The 18,818-nt window shown below is 35.6% G+C and carries 17 protein-coding genes; 3 read left to right on the top strand and 14 right to left on the bottom strand.

The window, feature by feature from the left end:
- Positions 1 to 164 precede the first annotated feature (164 nt).
- Positions 165 to 2,996: a tetratricopeptide repeat protein gene (locus tag QP953_RS03375; protein WP_052598013.1), complete on the bottom strand. Its 2,832-nt coding sequence runs from the start codon at positions 2,994 to 2,996 to the stop codon at positions 165 to 167.
- Between the two features lie 644 nt (positions 2,997 to 3,640).
- Between QP953_RS03375 and QP953_RS03370 the strand changes: the two genes are divergently transcribed.
- Complete coding sequence (locus QP953_RS03370; protein ID WP_052598012.1) at positions 3,641 to 4,492, top strand: M23 family metallopeptidase; 852 nt, start codon at positions 3,641 to 3,643, stop codon at positions 4,490 to 4,492.
- A gap of 101 nt (positions 4,493 to 4,593) precedes the next feature.
- Here QP953_RS03370 and QP953_RS03365 read toward each other — a convergent pair whose 3' ends face one another.
- The 3 genes from QP953_RS03365 to radC all read right to left on the bottom strand — a co-directional run bounded on the left by QP953_RS03365 (position 4,594) and on the right by radC (position 7,310).
- Entirely contained in the window at positions 4,594 to 5,406 is an 813-nt protein-coding gene (locus QP953_RS03365; RefSeq protein ID WP_052598011.1) for an ABC transporter permease, read from the bottom strand.
- 6 nt (positions 5,407 to 5,412) lie between these two features.
- Positions 5,413 to 6,459, bottom strand: coding sequence for a 23S rRNA (adenine(2503)-C(2))-methyltransferase RlmN (gene rlmN / locus QP953_RS03360; protein WP_052598010.1), 1,047 nt, complete (start codon positions 6,457 to 6,459; stop codon positions 5,413 to 5,415).
- A 143-nt stretch (positions 6,460 to 6,602) separates the two neighbouring features.
- Positions 6,603 to 7,310: a RadC family protein gene (gene radC, locus QP953_RS03355; protein ID WP_309553963.1), complete on the bottom strand. Its 708-nt coding sequence runs from the start codon at positions 7,308 to 7,310 to the stop codon at positions 6,603 to 6,605.
- A gap of 250 nt (positions 7,311 to 7,560) precedes the next feature.
- Between radC and QP953_RS03350 the strand changes: the two genes are divergently transcribed.
- Positions 7,561 to 9,897 (top strand): CotH kinase family protein, encoded by a 2,337-nt coding sequence (locus QP953_RS03350; RefSeq protein ID WP_052598008.1) that lies wholly within the window; start codon positions 7,561 to 7,563, stop codon positions 9,895 to 9,897.
- A 210-nt stretch (positions 9,898 to 10,107) separates the two neighbouring features.
- Positions 10,108 to 11,844 carry a response regulator gene (locus tag QP953_RS03345; RefSeq protein ID WP_309553962.1) on the top strand — a complete coding sequence of 579 codons (1,737 nt, stop codon included), beginning with the start codon at positions 10,108 to 10,110 and terminating at the stop codon, positions 11,842 to 11,844.
- A gap of 4 nt (positions 11,845 to 11,848) precedes the next feature.
- Here QP953_RS03345 and QP953_RS03340 read toward each other — a convergent pair whose 3' ends face one another.
- The 10 genes from QP953_RS03340 to QP953_RS03295 all read right to left on the bottom strand — a co-directional run bounded on the left by QP953_RS03340 (position 11,849) and on the right by QP953_RS03295 (position 18,685).
- A complete protein-coding gene (locus tag QP953_RS03340) occupies positions 11,849 to 12,505 on the bottom strand; it encodes a M23 family metallopeptidase (RefSeq protein ID WP_309553961.1) in 657 nt (218 codons plus the stop codon).
- Positions 12,475 to 13,101: an SPFH domain-containing protein gene (locus QP953_RS03335; protein WP_309553960.1), complete on the bottom strand. Its 627-nt coding sequence runs from the start codon at positions 13,099 to 13,101 to the stop codon at positions 12,475 to 12,477. The genes QP953_RS03340 and QP953_RS03335 overlap by 31 nt, the downstream gene beginning before the upstream one ends.
- A 34-nt stretch (positions 13,102 to 13,135) precedes the next feature.
- Entirely contained in the window at positions 13,136 to 13,714 is a 579-nt protein-coding gene (locus tag QP953_RS03330; protein WP_309553959.1) for a uracil-DNA glycosylase family protein, read from the bottom strand.
- 139 nt (positions 13,715 to 13,853) lie between these two features.
- Positions 13,854 to 14,684 (bottom strand): GNAT family N-acetyltransferase, encoded by an 831-nt coding sequence (locus tag QP953_RS03325; RefSeq protein WP_309553958.1) that lies wholly within the window; start codon positions 14,682 to 14,684, stop codon positions 13,854 to 13,856.
- Between the two features lie 6 nt (positions 14,685 to 14,690).
- Positions 14,691 to 15,203 (bottom strand): hypothetical protein, encoded by a 513-nt coding sequence (locus QP953_RS03320; RefSeq protein ID WP_309553956.1) that lies wholly within the window; start codon positions 15,201 to 15,203, stop codon positions 14,691 to 14,693.
- A gap of 22 nt (positions 15,204 to 15,225) precedes the next feature.
- Positions 15,226 to 15,645 (bottom strand): hypothetical protein, encoded by a 420-nt coding sequence (locus tag QP953_RS03315; protein WP_052598002.1) that lies wholly within the window; start codon positions 15,643 to 15,645, stop codon positions 15,226 to 15,228.
- Between the two features lie 140 nt (positions 15,646 to 15,785).
- Complete coding sequence (locus QP953_RS03310) at positions 15,786 to 16,295, bottom strand: hypothetical protein (protein WP_309553955.1); 510 nt, start codon at positions 16,293 to 16,295, stop codon at positions 15,786 to 15,788.
- A gap of 280 nt (positions 16,296 to 16,575) precedes the next feature.
- Complete coding sequence (locus QP953_RS03305) at positions 16,576 to 16,959, bottom strand: hypothetical protein (RefSeq protein ID WP_052598000.1); 384 nt, start codon at positions 16,957 to 16,959, stop codon at positions 16,576 to 16,578.
- A gap of 234 nt (positions 16,960 to 17,193) precedes the next feature.
- Positions 17,194 to 17,961 carry an ABC transporter ATP-binding protein gene (locus QP953_RS03300; protein ID WP_052597999.1) on the bottom strand — a complete coding sequence of 256 codons (768 nt, stop codon included), beginning with the start codon at positions 17,959 to 17,961 and terminating at the stop codon, positions 17,194 to 17,196.
- A 34-nt stretch (positions 17,962 to 17,995) separates the two neighbouring features.
- Positions 17,996 to 18,685: an ABC transporter permease gene (locus QP953_RS03295; protein WP_231512809.1), complete on the bottom strand. Its 690-nt coding sequence runs from the start codon at positions 18,683 to 18,685 to the stop codon at positions 17,996 to 17,998.
- Between the last annotated feature and the right edge of the window lie 133 nt (positions 18,686 to 18,818).

Here is an 18,818-nt window from a genome sequence, read left to right as displayed (position 1 = left end):
CTCCGTTAACGGTCATTTTACATTGCCTATACAAAACTTCATTAAATAACCTTTACTAGCTAAAGGCGCTGTCCACTAAATAATTATTCCTACAAAGATAAAAAAAGAATTGGCATCTCTTTCTAGAAGAAATGCCAATTTTATCAATAGGTTGAATCTATTATTTATCGGTAATGCTGCTCAAAAAAGGAGCTATACAAGTGAAATTTTTGTGTGGTCATAGCAATACCATAGTTTTCGCTAGAGATAGCATATATAGTATATCCCTTGGCTTTGGGCAAAAATTCAGGATTAGACCTAGCATCAACAACATATTTCATGGCTGCATCGGCATTAGGGTAAGCCCCTCGAACAATTAACGAAGGCGTACTTCCATCTACTAAGATAGAAGAAACTTGTAGTTTTTTGTTGAGGTGAAACTTATTATTATATTCTGTCAAAGGTGCTCGGAATTGATTCACTTTTGTTTTTTTATCATTAAATACAATCAAAATAAAGTGCTTTATGTTTTTGTTTACTTTGTATGGGCTTTTTCCATCTGTCGCACTATTATTGTTAATAGCATTCCCTCCTTTTCTTCCCTTACCACCTGTCAAGATAGCAATCATTTCTTTAGCCTGCTTTTCCTCTTTGGTATCAGGAAAACTAGTCACAATTACTCGAAGCGCTTTAATATAATCTTTTTCCCCTTTCATGCCTCCCACACACATAGCTTCTAGAATTGCAAAACGAGCTTTCATTTCATAATTATTGCCAAACTCTGTAGGGATAGCACGCACACGTCCTAATGCCTTTTCCGTTTCGCCATCCTGAATCATAGCATAGGTATCGTCGTAGTATTTGTTTATTTTTTCATACTTTAATCGTTCAGAATTTGCAAATTCTGGATCACTCAACACCTTGGCAATATTCGAATCAGGATACTTTTTCAAGATTTCATTTTTGTAATAATTAGCCTTGCTCGTGTTATTTTTTTCAGAATAAATATTATAAGCCAAGAACATCCCTTCTACCGTATAAGCATTGTCAGGGTATTTAGCGACAAGTTCTTGTATCAACTCCAAAGCTTTATCTGTTCGTCCAAGATCTTCTCGGTAGTGTTCTGCTGCTTTGTACACAGCTTCTCCAATTTTTGCTTTGGTTGATGCAACTTCTTGATCATTATTAGGAACCCCCTTCTTTTTTAGATAAGCATCAATTTCAGCTTGTGTTTTAGGCTCAACAGTAGCGATATCATCCGCATCTGTATTGACATCCTCTTCTCTATCAGAACGTCTCCAGTTGTCTACCCATGCCCGATCATTCCAACGTTTTTCAAACTCTCTTTCTCCTTTTTTTCTTAGAGAAGCGTTGTATAATGGAAATTTAGACTTTTGCATTTCTATATCTGAAATTGTAATTTTTCCAGCTACCGAACGTGTATTATTGCGTCTAGGCAATGGTCTCTCACCATCCATCGGTTGAGCAGCCATACTTCTTCCTTCTCGGTTTCTAAATCCTTTAGCACCAGAAGCAGGAGCGGCTACTTGACTTTTAGAAGTGAACTGAGAATTTAACTCCTCCATTTCCATTCCTTTTACAGCCCAAGCCTCTTGTTGTTTTCGCTCCCAAGACCCTACAATCAACATACTATCCTTGTCTTCTTTTATAGCAACATATTTGGCAACACCTTCCAACCTACGTTTGTACATTTCGGTTGAAGCATAGCGTTCATCACTTTTGTCCATTGCTTGCATCGTCGTATCATAGTAAGCATAAGACTTCACGAAATCATCTTTTTCATAAAATAGTTCTGCCAATAACAAGGCTCCCTCAACACGTTGTGTATTTGAAGCACTGTAATTTAAGGACTGTTGTAATGCCAAAATTCCTTCTTCTTTATTCCCTGATTTTAATTTAATCTTGGCAAGGGCAAAATAAATTTGATCTTTATATTCTTCATTCTTTGAATCACGCAACATACGTTTTAAGGCTATTTCTGGATCGACTACTTTTTTGCCAGAGGCAGAAGCAGCATTCATAGCCATATTCAAACGAGCATTAAACTCCATTTCATAACTAGGGCGTAAACGCAATATTTTATGGAAATTTTCCATCGCCAGTTGGTTGTTATTTTGCATTTGATACAACTGCCCCAAGATATATACATAACGATTTTTGATGGTCTTCTTTTTGGTTCCCTTAACAGCAGCTTCCAAGGGTTCAATTGCTTTTACATACTCTTTTTGAACAATCCAATTATAAGCACTTACAGCGTGAACTTCTGAGCGCAATTTTTTAGGAACTTTTTTATCGTTCTCTAATTGACGCAAATAGAACCCTGCATCATCATATTGTCCTAGCTCAATATAAGTTTTCGCTAACCAAAGCATTGATTGATAACGTACAGGGCGGTGTTTCAAACCATATTTGATTGGTTTTTCTTCTTCCTCATCATCAGAGTTACCGTTAGGCTTTTTCTTGCCTTTTGTACTTTTTTTCTTTTTGCGTTTCTTTTTCTTGCGTTTCTTGCGCTTTTTTCCTCTACGTTTTTTCTTCTTTTTTTTCTTTTTGAGTTTCTCTAATTCTCTTTCTACATTTTCTGGATGATATTTGTCTACAACATATTTGAAGGTATTGGCAGCTCGTTCATATTCTTTTTGTAAAAACTCTGCCTGCCCCATCAAATGGTAGCTATCATCTGTCCAATTACCAATTTCATGCAACTTAATATTTCGAGCACATTTTGTAATCGCCTCATCCAATGGTTGTTTTACTGCATTAACATCTGTGACAGCAGCATAAGGATACATCTCTAATAATTTATTGTAATTATCCTTATGTTGGCTATTTAGCGTACTAAAACTCTCTTCAACACGTAAGTTGGCATTATAATAGGCATTATACCGACCAGTTAAATTATGATAAGGTTTGGTAGCTAAATTCTGCTTAGCACATCCTGCCAATAGAATGATGGTGAGGCTGATACTACCAAAGAATAGAAATAGACTTTTCATGCAATGAATCGTTTTGCTTTTGTAATGATGGGTCAATGCGTTTGTCGCTTGTAATTTGTCTTTTGATTAATAACGATGATCATCAATAAAGTTGTATGGTTTGCTCTGCTGATTTTTTCTTTATCTGCATCATTGTTAATCAAAAATAAAAAGTTTCATCAACTTTTATCTCTTCTATTCATACAACTGTTTTGTATTTTGTTATATACATCAACAGAATAGCCTAATTTAGAAATAGCTATCGTCTTATTACCTTTGATATCGACAAAATATTACGATCCCAAATGATCAAAGGATATATATTTGTTGTAGACATAAAACAAGCACATACTATCTACAAAAATACGCTCTTTATTTAACTTTTGCTGCTTTGTTCTTATTTTTTAACGAAAGAGTAAGAGTTTATGTGATAATTCCCCCTATTCTTTTTGTACTTTTGCCATCCGTATATAAAATTTAAAGGGGTAGATGTAGAATTGCAGATATCGATGCATTTTATAGTTTCCTCTCTATTCATAAAGTTTAGTGGTCTGTTGATTAACTAATATGCCTCTTTATAAAAGAGTTTTAAGCAGACGATTGATTTATAATAACGTAAAACAACAAGCTTTTAGTTAAGAAGTTGTTCAAAATAAAAAATTCTCATGTTTAAGTGGATTGATGGTAAGTACCGTCTGGTTTTAATGAACGATGAAACCTTTCAAGAAGAGCGTTCTTTTCGCTTGCTTCCATTTAATGTTGCTGCAACTGTTGGAGCAATTATTATGACTGTAAGTCTAGTCACTATTTTACTTTTAGTTTTGACACCATTAGGTCGAATTGTGCCAGAAAGAAGCAATCAAAATATTCGTTCTCAAATTAGTCAAATCTATGTTCAAATTGATTCTCTAGAACAAGCGATTGATGATAGGGATGCTTTCATTTTGAAAGTGAAAGATTTAGTCTATGAAAAATTTGAATACGAGGATAGTGTTGAAGACCCTGCCAATAAAAAAACGGGGCAAAATGTAGAAGTACCTCAAAAATCAGATGAGCTAAAAGCACTAATGGAAAGTGTAGATAACGAGGCGGAACTTGGCAATTTGATTGAAAATACCTTGCAAGCAGACGCTGATATCAGCAATATGATTTTTATGGCTCCAATCAAAGGGATGGTTTCAGATACTTTTGCTCCTAGTCGTGGTCATTATGGAACGGACATCATTGCCCCCAAAGGCGCTGTTATCAAAGCAACTCAAAAAGGAACCGTCATTGTTGCAACTTGGTCGGCAGAAACAGGTCATATGTTAGCCATTCAACACGATAACAATGTGGTTTCATTTTACAAACACAATTCTTCTTTACTAAAAAAAGCAGGCGATATTATTGATGCAGGGGAAGGGATTGCTATTATTGGAAATACAGGCGAAATGACGGAAGGACCGCACCTTCACTTTGAGATGTGGTTTAATGGTCAACCTATCAACGCCGAGCGTTATATTGATTTTAAGAATTAATAATAACGATATATAGTCAATCTTTCGTTGATTTTTTAGTTTGGTTTTAATAATCAAGCTAAAAAATCAACAAACTCATACCATTTGTAGTGGTACAACGATTACAAATCCCTAGACATAAATACTCGATAAGCAATCAACAAAAACAAACCTGTATAAGCAATTGTGATTCCTGTCGCTAGATCGTAAGGCAATATAATATTTGCAATATCTTGATCAAAAGAAGGCAGTTTTTTAGCCATATAAAATGGTACCACATCCCAAGCCGCACTTCCTGGAAAGTAGCTTCCCCAATAAAGGTTATCTAATAGATTTAGAAACACTAAATAACGAATAATACGCTCTATAATAAGGACATAAGCAAAAAATATGATCATTGCCAAACCACTGCGCTTAAAGATAACAGCTAACATTAGAGCAAAGCTCATATAAAACATATTTTGCACAAAGAAACGCCAAATGGCATCTATTTCATGCCCCCAAGGACTACCATAGCCGCCTGCTAACCAACCAAAAATAAATGCAACAATAGCCATATAGATTGTCGCTACAAACGCTAGAAGTGTCATCATAATAATCTTTCCCAATAGAAAAGATCGACGCTCCATACCTGTAATTAGATTTTGGCGCATGGTCTTGAAACTATGCTCTGAGGTGATCATCCAGATAGAAATGTAAATCAACAGAAAAAACGTCAACCAACTTGCCCAATAAGATACGGTATCCCAAATATTCGGAAAAATATAAAACGACTGTATAATAGCCATTTCAGAGCCACCACCTGCCGATGGTTTTATCATTGATTTTATGGTTAAGTATAACAACGGCAACAAAACAAAGTACATTCCTGCTGCTATCTTAAAAGCACGATTGGGAGCTAATTTTTTCCACTCTAATTGTAATAAGTGTATCATTGATTTTTATTCTTTGTTGGCTAATTGACCACAAGCAGCATCAATATCTTTTCCACGAGATCGACGCAAAGTAATGGCAACTCCATTTTTTCTCAAGAATTGAGCAAATTGCTCCATTTTATCTTCTCCTGCCTTCGTAAAGTCAACACCACTTACGGGATTGTATTCTATGACGTTAACTTTTACGGTAGGTACTTGTCGACACAACTTCAACATTTTTTTAGCATCGTCAAGGGTATCATTAAATCCATCAAAAGCAATATACTCAAAAGTTATTTTACTATCTTTTGTTTTATTATAAAAATAACGCAATGCCTCTGTCAATGTCTTCAAATTATTACTCTCATTGATCGCCATAATTGAATTCCTTTTTTCATCATCGGCTGCGTGTAGAGACAACGCTAAATTAACTCTTGTTCCATCATCGGCTAATTTTTTAATCATTTTAGCAATGCCTGCTGTACTTATCGTGATTCTGCGAGGTGCCATGTTCAACCCAGCTTCTGAAGTCAACATTGCTACACTTCTCATCACTGGTTTATAAGCCAACAAAGGCTCTCCCATTCCCATGTATACCACATTTGTAATCGGGTGGTTATAATGTGCTTGGCATTTTACATTGACCTTTACCACTTGATCATAAATCTCTGCTGCTGTCAAATTTCTCAACCGATCCATTTGACCTGTTGCACAAAACTTGCAAGCTAAACTACATCCTACTTGCGATGAGATACAAACCGTGTATCGATCTTGTGCAGGAACTGGAATTAATACAGACTCTACCAAATGACCATCGTGTAGCTTGAATCGACACTTGATGGTACCATCAGCACTTACTTGAGATAGATCTTCTGTAATAGGCAAAATGACAAAAGCTTCTTTCAAACTCTCTCTCAACTTCTTAGAGAGATTTGTCATATCGTCAAATGAATAGGCACTTTTTTTCCATAGCCATTCGTATACTTGCTTGGCTCTAAACTTAGACTCTCCTATTCCGACAAAAAAACGAACTAAGTCTTCTAGGCTTAATTCTCTTATATCTTTCTTTTCCATTTTATTGTATTAATTCCTCTTGCAATTCACTTCAGTTGCAAAGGTACGATATTATTATTAATAGATGTAGGTTATAAATAGTTTCCTATGATTCAAAAAATGCCTACAATTCCCTTTTACTCCAATCACATGAGCCACAAACTTTATATTAAACCTTCATCTGCTAGACTTGTATAAGAATTGCCTGCAATAATGAGATGATCCAAAACTGTAATATCTAAATATTGTCCTGCTTCCTTAATTTTCTTTGTAATCGAAATATCAGCCTTGCTAGGATTCAAGTTATCAGAAGGGTGGTTATGCCCTAAGATAATACTGGCGACCAATGGATTGGCAACCACAGCACGGTATATTTTTTTGACATCAACAACAGTTCCAGCTACCCCTCCTACGCTAATGTAAATCCGGTCGATGACTCGATTCGCTTGATTAAGTAATAAAACAACAAACTCCTCGTGCGGCAAATCCATTAAGTCTGCCACTAAAACCTTGTATGCATCTGCACTTTGAGTAATCTTAGGTTTTTGAACCAAAGGAGTAGCTTGGCGACGGATTCCCAATTCTAAGGCAGCAGAAATTGTAATTGCCTTAGCAGGACCAATCCCTTTAAAACCTTGTAACTCTTCAATGCTTCGCTTGCCCAATTCATTGAGATTGTTATTCGTAGAGTTTAAAATGCGCTGCGCCAAGCCAACAGCCGACTCTGACGCCGAACCTGAACCTAATAAAATAGCTATCAGTTCTGCATTTGACAAATGCTTTCGACCACGTTGCAACATTTTTTCTCTAGGTCGATCTTCTAAGGCCCATGATTTAATAGAGGTAAATTCGGTTGAGTTGGGATATGCCATAGTTTTTTAATTTCAATCGCAGGCTCTTATAGTCAATTAATCAAGAAACAAGCCTAATACTCAATTTAATCTTGACAATCGATTAGAACCTATCCATAGTTTTAATAAATCTTAGTATTTTTACATGTTTTAGGAAAACTCCTTCTACGGCAAGAATCAGCAAAATGTTTGAAAAAGCACTAAACATTTTATACCAGAAAGATGATAGAGTCTAAAGACTCTAAAAAAAATGAACTAGTTGAACAGAAAAATGAAAACATTCTACTTATTGTTAATTGGCTTCTTAAGCAGCTCCCTATTACAAGGGCAAGATACTTTGTTATTACAAGCAACCCCCAAAGCAGGTTTTTATAAAACAGGAATGGCTGTTGAGTTAAAAGCAAGCAATCCTTCTGCTACTATTTATTATACAACAAATGGTAATCGCCCAAGTCTACAGTCCAAACGTTATCAAGGACCTATACTGGTAGATTCTACTGCTGTTATCAAAGCATTGGCAGTTAATAATGACAAAAAAAGTGTTGTAATCACAAACAGCTATTTTATCGGGGAAGATTCCATCTCATTGCCTGTTTTATCACTTTCAATCCAACCCTACGTCCTCTTTGATCCTGTCAAAGGGCTCTTCAAACGTGGTCCCAAAGCTTCTCCTCGTTTCCCGCATAAGGGAGCCAATTATTACTCTAGAAAAGAATATCCTTGTTATATCGAAATTTTTGAAACCGATAAGGAGCGCGTTTTTGAAGGAGATCTTGGCTTCAAAATATTTGGAGGTATGAGTCGCATTTTTCCTCAAAAGTCCTTTTCGCTATATGCTAGCAAATCTAGATATGGCAATAAATATATTCGCCATCGTATCTTTCCAGAAAAAAAACAAAAAAAATACAAACGATTGGTGTTGCGCAATTCTGGTAGTGATTTTGGGGAGACTCACTTTAGAGATGCTTTAATTACTAGTTTTGGAAAAGATATTGGCTTAGAGGTACAAGCTTATCGCCCCGCCATTGTTTTTATTAATGGGGAATATTGGGGCATTTATAACTTTCGAGAAAAATTGACTCGGCATTATCTAGTAGAGAATTTTGGGTATCACAAAGATAGTGTCAACTTGGTCGAACATCGCAAAAGTGTGCAAGCAGGTAGTAGAAAAACGTATGATGCCATGCGCTTGTTTATGCGTAATAATAGCTTGGCAAGCCAAGAAAATTTTGATTATATCAATACCCAAATGGATGTAGAAAATTTCATGGAATATGAAATCCTTCAAATTTATATCGATAACCAAGATGCTGGTGGAAACATCAAGTTTTGGCGACCGATGAAAGAAGGAGGGCGTTGGCGTTGGATTTTGTTTGACACAGATTTTGGACTAGGACACTACGGTCGCTATGGCTTCCGAAACAATAGCTTAGCATTTCATACGCGCCCAGATGGTCCAGGGTGGCCCAATCCACCTTGGAGTACTTTAAATTTGCGTTCGCTTCTACAAAACAAGAATTTCCAAGCACAGTTTGTCTCTAGGTTTTTGGATCGTTTAAACACCACTTTTGATTCTACCAGTATTATTCCTAGAATTGATGAAATGGCTGCTGTGATTCTTCCCGAATTACCTAGACATTGGAAGCGTTGGGACCTAACATCCAAACGTTGGTACAAGGAAGTAGACCGCATGAAAGAATTTGTCAAAAAACGCCCAGAATATATGCGGGCGTTTTTGCGAGAACGTTTTCCACAATATGGTAGAGATGTCGTTTTTAAGGTTCAAATAGACAGTTGTGGTACCGTTGAATTAAATGAAGTTGTTGATGTACAACATCAATTCAGAGGCATTTATTTCCAGAAACTTCCTGTTACAGTAAAGGCAAAGCCTTATTTTGGTTGCCAATTTTCTCATTGGGAAATGGATAATGAACGCATGGATGGAAAAGAATTGAACATTCGATTTTCCGATACATTACATACGCTAAAAGCCATTTTTATCAAAGGAGAACATCCTGCTGTACAACAAATGATTATCAATGAAATAAGTTGTGCTGATACGGCTTCAGGTGATTGGATTGAATTTTACAATGACTCAGACAATGATTTGGATATTACAGGTTGGAACATTGTAAGCACGAACAATGACGTTTTTGTTTTTCCTTCTGCAACAATCAAAGCAAAAGATTACATTGTTGTTTGCAAAGATGAAAAACGTTTTCAAAATGCGTTTCCTTCTTGCAAAAACTTTATTGGTGGTTTGCCTTTTGGCTTGAGTTCAAACAAAGATATTGTCATGCTTTATGACGATGAATACAATCCTGTCGATAGTATTGGGTATAATTTCCCAAAAGATTCTGTCGGGTTAATTCAAACAATTGTACTAAGAGATTATCACTTGGATAATAATCATATTCAAAGTTGGGAAAAGCTACAACGTGCCGGTAGCCCTGCTTCTGTCAACCCCGATTATATAAAGGTTAAAGAACGAAAAGACTGGGAACGTTTCTTAGAATATGTAAAAATTGGTGGCGTCACTGCTGCTATTTTTATTCTAATTGTTGCTGCCTATATCATGGTTAGAAAGCAATTTAAACGCTCTAGATAGTTTTTTTCTGCCCTTCTTCTATTAAAAGCCAAATCAACCTTCCTTTGATTTGGCTTTTTCATTCTCTTTTTCTATCTTGAAATATATTTCCCATGTTTATGTCCCATTTTTACTAGTTTTTATAACTACACCCTATTTTTTACATGATAAAGTTACCGCTTAATTCTTAATCAAAATTCATAGCGTTACTTAACCATTAAAAAAGATGGTTTGAAGAAGGGATCAATGGAACAAAACAATCATACAGGGGATGAATACCAAGAGGTAATCTTTAAGAATACCTACTGCCTTAGTATAGGGGTATCTGCCATTGGTTTTTTGGTCAATGCACTATATCTCCAAAATTTCACGATTGCCAACTTAGCTCTTCTATATGCCTTTTTATTGTCTTGTGTCTATTATTTTAATCGAAACAAGAATGTTCAATTGGGTATCCATTCCTTTATCATACTTTCTTTAGTTACCATCAATATTTCTTGGTTTTTCACCAACGGCTTATCAGGATCTTCTCCTTTTATGTTTATCATATTTTCTATTATGGTAACGAGTATGGTATCGCTGAAAAATTTTCTTTATTTCTTAGCACTTATTGTTGGTAATATTCTTGCATTGATACTCATTCAGCAGTATTACCCATCTATTGTCATCAATACTAGCCTTTCTACCCAAAACATAGATTTAGCATTTTTAACTGTCATCACTATTTTATTGTCTAATGCAGCCATTGTCTATTTCAAAGTCATTGATAGAAAAAGACAAACTACACTAAAAGAAAAAAATCTTAATCTGATTACTTCTAAGAAAGAACTAGAATTAGCAAAGGAAAAAGCCGAAGAAGCCAATGAGGTTAAATCTAATTTTCTGTCGGTTATGAGCCATGAAATTCGAACTCCTCTGAATGCTATTTTAGGGATTTCAAATTTACTCAATCAGTATCAATATGATAGTCAAGAAAAAACCGAACTAGTTGATGCTCTTAGCAATTCTACACACGATTTGTTAAACTTACTCAATGATGTATTAGAGTTTAATAAATTGGAAATGGGACATATTGAGCTAGAACTAGCTGGTATCAACATCTTGAATTTGCTCAAAGATATCAAGCGAAATTTCTTAAAAAAAGCTCAATCTAAAAATAACCAAATTATCATTAATACAATTGGCAAGATACCTCCTTCTATCTTAGTTGACGAACCCAAACTACGCCAAGTATTCAACAATCTTCTTTCTAATGCGATAAAATATACTTCTTCTGGAACAATAGAGATCAATATTCAACACCTTCAATCATCTGAAAATAAAACAAGTTTGTTGTTTGAAGTCAAAGATACGGGCATTGGAATTCCTGTAGATCATCATCATAAAATTTTCCAAGAATTTAATCCTATTCCCTTAACTAAAAAACGCAGTTCAGATGGTCTTGGATTAGGACTAACAATTACTGCGGGATTATTGCAACTCATGGACAGTCGCATACAGGTTGAGAGTAATCCTAATCAAGGAACACGTTTTTACTTTACCTTAGAGTGTTCAACGCCACCTGCTGAAAATATTCCTAGCCCAACGGAAGACAATATTGACGATGCCAAAATACTTATAGTAGAGGATAACAAAACCAATGTTTTGGTATTGACTCACTTTTTAAAAAAATGGGGTATTGCTTACGAAATAGCTTGGAATGGTCTAGAGGCACTTTCTTATTTTCAAGAAGATTCCTTTAGCCTTATTCTAATGGACATGCAAATGCCTGTTATGGACGGTTTTGAAGCAACTGCTGCCATTCGAAAAGACGATTATACTATTCCGATTATTGCTCTAACAGCGTCTGCCACTTCACATGAGAAGGAAAAAGCAAAAACAGCTGGTGTTAACGACTATATTACCAAACCTTTTGACCCTAAACATTTACTAAGAGTTATTCAAAAATACACCCTTCTAGCAGAGTAAACTATTAAGGTCTGTGTGCTTTTATAAATTCAGTTGGGTCTAAATACCCATTATAATAACTAGAATAACCTCCCCCTACTTCCATCTCTACACTATCTCTAATTTCTAGGTGCAAATGTGCATAATAAGCTCCGTTGGCATTTCCAATTGTAGCAATTTGTTGCCCTCTTTTGACACCTTGATTAGACTGCACCAACATACTATCGCAATGCGCATAAAGTGCTTCAACGTATGTTGTATCATCCAGTTGATGCATGACACGTACTATTTTCCCCCAACCACTACCAATATCCTTTGCAAATACCACATAACCGTTAGCAATCGAATAAATTGGATCTCCTAAATCTGAATCACCGCCAGCTACAGCATTCCAATCATCCCCTAAATGGTCATTTTTTCGAAAAGGCTGAGCATTATAATACCCTTTTCCATCTGGTTTTCCTACTGGAAAATCGAATCCATCACAACGATAAGACGGATAAGTCAAAAAATAGCGCTCCCACTTGCTTAGAGTATCTTTCTTTATAGTTTGAGAGGGGTCCAACACTGGATCAACCTCTGTCGTTGTAGTTTTATTTTCGGAACAAGCAATTAAAATAAAGACCATTCCAATTCCTGTTAATAACTTTGTTAAGAAGCTTTTTTGTTTTGGTTTAACCATTCTTTCAAATTTTTGTATCCCTCTGCATCCAAGGCATTGTGATCAATGTCGTATTCATCTAGAGGCAAGTATTTTAGAGCTGCTATTCGGATTCTATTGAGTTGGTATCCTCCAAAATCTACTTCAAGTTGATACTTTAGCTCTTTTAAAAATTGTTGAGGGGTGCTATCCAAGCGTTGATAAGTGTATTGTTTGACTAACGTTTTAATTTCATGGACAAATGTCGACTCAAATATTTGCTTCAAGGTTTCCTTTTCGACAGCCCCTGTACCTCCGTAAGTCCTAGCAACCTGTAATACATCCCAATTCGTATGTTGAATTTGTACAAAAAATGTTAACTGAAGCTCGACACGTATATTATCTTGTGTTAAAACACTTTGTTCTCCAATCAAACTAATCAAAACTCGTTGTTCTTTGATATTAATTTTCTCCACTCGATGCACCAAAGGATAAGCAAAAAAACTACCTCTAAAATAAACCTTATCACCTCCCATTCCCCAACGAATAAGTGCAAATCCCTCTTTGACTTGATAAAAAGCATTGCTCCAAATCAACCAAGTTACAATGCTTACGATTCCAATTATTAATCCTATCATTTGTTAATAAATTATAAAACTTGTCTAGAACGTATCAATCTTGGTCAAGGTGCATCCTTATTCTTTTTTGTAATTCAGGAACGACAGATTCTTGAAACCAAGGATTTTTAGACAACCAAAATCGATTTCTAGGAGATGGATGCGGCAACGGAATTTGAGTTGGCAAGTATGCCTTGTAGTTTTTCACTGTTTCCGTTAAATTTTTCTTTTTTGCATTTCCCAAATAATATTTCTGCGCATACTGTCCAATTAACAAGGTCAACTCTACAGATGGCATGTGCTCTAATAGTGCCTGATGCCATAACGGGGCACATTCTGGTCTAGGTGGTAAATCTCCTGTCTTTCCTTTTCCTGGATAACAAAACCCCATCGGTACAATAGCGATACGGGTTGCATCATAAAACACACTTTCATCTACTCCCATCCACTTTCTCAATTGCACTCCACTAGGGTCATCCCACGGAATACCTGACTCATGCACTCTTTTCCCAGGGGCTTGTCCGACTATTAAGATCTTACTTTTTGGATTTGCTACTACTACTGGATTAGGTCCTAAGTCTAAATATTCTTTACAAACAGCACACTGCTTTATTTCCTTTAATATTTTTTCCATACATACTATTCCATAATACTCCGTTGATTATTTTATGAGATCGCTTCGCTTAGTTACCTACGGTGCTACTACGATTTTATAACGGAGTAATGATTTCAATAAGATACCATACTGGTTCTCTCTTTATTACTAGCAATCACTATGGTTTCATTTTTAGCTCCATTTCATATTGGTTAATGCTATTCTCCATGCCTAAGTAACGCAAGGTTTGCAATATATTCGTTCGTTTAGCATCAATATTAATAGTCCTAATTGTTCTACTTACTTGAGCGATGCCATCAAAAAGAAGTTGCCAATCCTCTTGTTGATTCGTTTTATAAATCTCAAATTGAGGTAAATTTCCAGATTGTTCATTGATAACAAAAAAGCCAATTTTTTCTTTAGCCAAAGAAAAAACCTCGTAACAGGTATAAGTGCCCTTTGAACTCAATTGTATTGCTCTATTGGAATTGTCCCAAGCATACCAATTAGCTTGTGGATTGGTAATTTTTTCAAAATCAATTTTATGGATCGTTGTTTCATAATTTGAAACCTCCAATTTTCCTGTAAAACAGAGGTACTCCTTTGTAATCGAAAAGCCGATTCGTTCATACACTCGAACGGCACGGCTGTTTTCTTGAATAACTTCCAGTGCACAACAAGTTACCCCTTTTTGTTGCAAGATAGGAAAAGCATAAGCATACAGTTGGTCAACTATTTTCTGACCACGGTATTTTTTTATCACCCCTGTTCCTGTATTAAACGCCACTCTATGAGTCCCCCTTTCATCAATTCCATTAATAATAAAAGCAATCAACTCTCCTTGGTCAAACATCCCGAAAGAACACGTCCAGTCTACTCTAGCCGCCTGATAGCGATGTTTCCAATAAGTTGTATCAGAAGGCATTTTTAAAAAATACTCCTCAAACGCCATCAACATAGCAAAAACAATTTCTTCTAATGAGCAGTTACTCAAATCTCTTATTTCCATCCTTAGTTACTTTTTATGCAATTTGACTTTTCGATAAAAAAAGAAAGAAAAAACACTCGCTGTTAAAATAAATAGCACGACAAAACCCAAATATTGCAGCCCACTTCGTTGATGAATAGCATCCTCCAAAGCCAATAAAATTAGCCCATCTGTCAGACGTTGAATCCCCCAAATGGCATTCATATGTGCCATAGATTTATCCAAGAAATTCTGTGCTGCCACTGTTTTTACCCAAACCCGAATAGAATCTCCTTCTTTTAACTGGTGAATATCTGGGTGCGTAATTTCCAAAAGCTTCCCCGCCAGAACATATTCTACATCGCTATCCTCTAACCTAAAACGCAAGCCAACATCTTCCCCATATTCGTCCTTAGATATCATTAAGACACCTTGTACAACTCCCTCTTTGGTTGTAAAATCAGTTTGTTTGGTTGTATGATAACCAATAAAAATATAAGCTCCTACCAGCGAGCTAATGATAACAAGTCCATAGAACAATAGAATTAATTGGTGGCGCATATTGTTAAAATTTAAACTGTTGTTATGGGGTAGTACTTCGCGGAGAGGAGTAAACAGCTTTAAAGATTCTAAAATAATACTTGTTGTTTGAATCCTCTTTATACAATGCAATATATTGTTTATTTTTAAACAAATATAAAACAGCTCTAAAATGCAATGGGATTTTCTCTTTGATTACAATATCTTTTGCAGCTAATATCTCCCACCCTCCATTGTATTCCCCATCAGTATGTGTCACTCTAAACCCTTTGTATAAAGCATCTTCATCACTTTCTGGCTTTTCTATAAAAATATAAATCCCATTTTGAAAGCTAAGATTGTTTACCGATGCTTTGGCAAAAGAGTCAAGGGTGTTTTCGTAGCTTTTGTAGCTTGTATTTTGCGCCTGTACAGAGGTTATCGATATACAGATTAGAAATATGGTGTAAAAAAAGTCCTTCATCCATTATAAATTTTGTTTCCTACTGTCAGGTATATTGTAGAAGTCAATTTGGCAGACATTTATACGAAAAAGAGAAAGGGAAGTTATAAGAATAGACCTATAAGTAAACTAATTTTCAAGGAGTAAAGAATAACCATTCTTTATTCTCCACATTGACCAAAGCCCAATTCATGGCAAAAACTAGTTAACTTCCGAAAGCCAGCTTCACTATAACCATGTTCTCCTTGAGGAGCTTTGGCATAAGCTTTTATTTGAGGAAAAGCCATCTGCTGAGAGCATTCAAAACAGATACTAATATGAGCAACTGCTTTATCTTCGTTGTAAAACACAAGCCCTAATCTCGGTTTAAAACACCTTGTATAAAGCCCGCCATAAGTTTTAGGATCATTAATTGTCTTTAGAAAAACTTGAATTTCTTCCTCAGACAATACCTTTTCTTTTTTGATGGTAGGGTTTAGTATTCCCTCTTTGCTAATAATTGGATTGCCTTCCAAATCTTCAAAATGGTAAGCAATAACGCTAGTATACGACACATCTGGAAATACCACTCCTAGCTCCTTAGGACTTGGATTAGTCGGAGGCGTAGAATCACAGCTATAAAAAAATAGAATACACAGAAAAAAAAGGGAGGTTGGTAAATAGTATTTCATTGCTTTTATTTTTGGAGGTCATTTACATCCTATCTACTAGAAAGAAGTCATCGTCCAAAAGTTCTCATACTAAAACACTCTACTTTTGATTTTTGCCAATTTTGATGATACGATTGCTTTGGATTACCTACAGACGAATAATTTTTAGTGTCTGTCTAAATAGAGAAATGAATTAGATAGAATGCATGGCATTCTATGAAAAAAAAGCATCTAGTATTACCTCTAGAAAAGAAGTATTTTCGAGAAATTAAGTATGCTATTGTCGATAATGGGTCAAAGATTAACTTTCTCTTGTGGTAGGAACACGTGTTACTTCTACCATCAAAACATTTGTAATCAATGAGATTTCTCTAGCGACTTCGGTTGGAAAATCAAGTGCTTCTTTTGCCTCCAAGGTAAAACCACTGTTGGTCTCATCTATTTTGAATGTGCTAATTAATGTTAGATTATACACATCCATAAAGGTCTTCATGTAGCTATCTTTGTCATTTAATACGGGAGATAGATCACCACTATAATAAACAATAAAACGAAGCGTTGTTTTATCCTCTGAAACAGAGGTAGTTGGCGTTGTCGTTGGAGTATTGGCGTAGATTTTTGTTGTTGAAAAAACAACAGACAATACAAGAGAGAATATAACGAGTATCCGAAATTTTGTATTCATTGTAAGGGATATTTAGTAATATACAGGGGATTTATCTCTAATAAAGAAAAAATCATTCCCAAAGCACAAGATTCTAAAAATCAATATATTATAGATTACAAATTTCCAACAAAACCCCAAAAAAGAACAACCCTTTCCAAAATGGAAAAAGGTATCGTTTTGAAAAAAACACTTGAAACAATACAAAAAATAAGCTTTAAAAGCCTTTTAGAAGCTAAGGTATGCCTTTTTTAATTATGCATTCTTATTGGTGGCAGCATCTCGTAATCGCTGTAAAAATGGCGAAGCAAATATAAAATCTTGCAATAATTCATTTTCGCTCGTCATCACTTCGTGCCGAGTTCCTACCCATGCTAATTCTCCTAGATGCAGTAGGTTAATATTGTCTCCTATTTCCATCACCGAATTCATATCATGTGTATTGATCACAGTTGTAATTTTGTTTTCTTTGGTAATATTGCGAATTAGTTCATCTATTTTCATTGAGGTTGTAGGGTCTAGACCAGAGTTAGGTTCATCACAGAACAAATACTTAGGGTCTAATATAATTGCACGGGCGATACCAACACGCTTCTGCATTCCACCACTTACCTCCGAAGGATATTTATTATTACTTCCTTTTAACTCTACCCGTTCAAGCGTTTGATCTACTTTTTTTTGTTTTTCTTTTTTAGTCAACTTAGTAAACATATCCAATGGGAAGCGCACGTTTTCTTCTACAGTCATAGAGTCAAACAAAGCAGATCCTTGAAAAAGCATTCCCATTTCTGTCCGAATTGCCTTTCTTTGTTTGGTTGTTAGTGCCGTAAAATTAGTATCTCCATACCAAACGGTTCCAGAGGTTGGCTGGATCAATCCCACCAAAATTTTGAGCATAACAGTTTTTCCTGCACCCGATTTACCTATAATCAAATTGGTTTTACCATGCTCAAATACAGTAGAGACTCCCTTCAAAACCTTCTGGTCACCAAATTGCTTTTTAATATCTTCAATACGAATCATGCTAAATATCTAAATTTTAAACCTATTTTAATGATTAAGTTAAGAGCAATGCCAAGACATAATCTGCCAATAGAATTAGAATATTACTAATTACTACGGCACTGGTACTTGCTCGCCCTAGCTCAATACTACCGCCTGTTACAAAGAAACCTTGATAACAAGAGATAGAGGTTAATAAAAAGGCAAAAACCAATGCCTTGATTTCCATCATCCAAATATTATACGGATCAAAGAATGCTCTTAACCCCTGCATAAATTCAGCTTCTGATACTAAATTACCAACCGTACACGCCACATAACCTCCAGCCATTCCCATAAAAGCAGACAATACCACCAACATTGGAATCACTGTAACCGCAGCTATTATTTTAGGCATGACCAAATAAGCAGTTGTATCTACTCCCATAACTTCTAGCGCATCAATTTGCTCTTTTTGGCGCATCCCTCCTAACTCGGCGGCAATATTAGAACCGACTTTTCCCGCCAATGCTAAACAGGTAAATGTTGGTGCTAATTCGATAATCATGATATCCCGCACAATATAACCAATGTAATATTTAGGAATCGAAGAACCGCCTAATTGATAAGCAAACTGTATGGCTGTTACAGCGCCAATAAAAACGGAAACCAAACCAACAATAACCAATGACCCAATTCCGATATCGATCATCTGTCGGGTCGTCTCTTTCCAATACATGGATACTTTCTCTGGTCGAGAAAACATATTCTTGATAAATAGTATATAACGACCAAAATGGAAAAACAAATTCAATGTTCTAGTATTTTCGTTAGATAAAACTTCTTATTTCATTTGTGGATAGATTTCTTGCCTCTATACATGTAATAAATTACAATCC

Origin of the sequence: Aureispira sp. CCB-E, assembly GCF_031326345.1 — a bacterium.
Lineage (GTDB): Bacteria > Bacteroidota > Bacteroidia > Chitinophagales > Saprospiraceae > Aureispira.
This window is presented reverse-complemented; position numbering and strand designations above follow the sequence as displayed.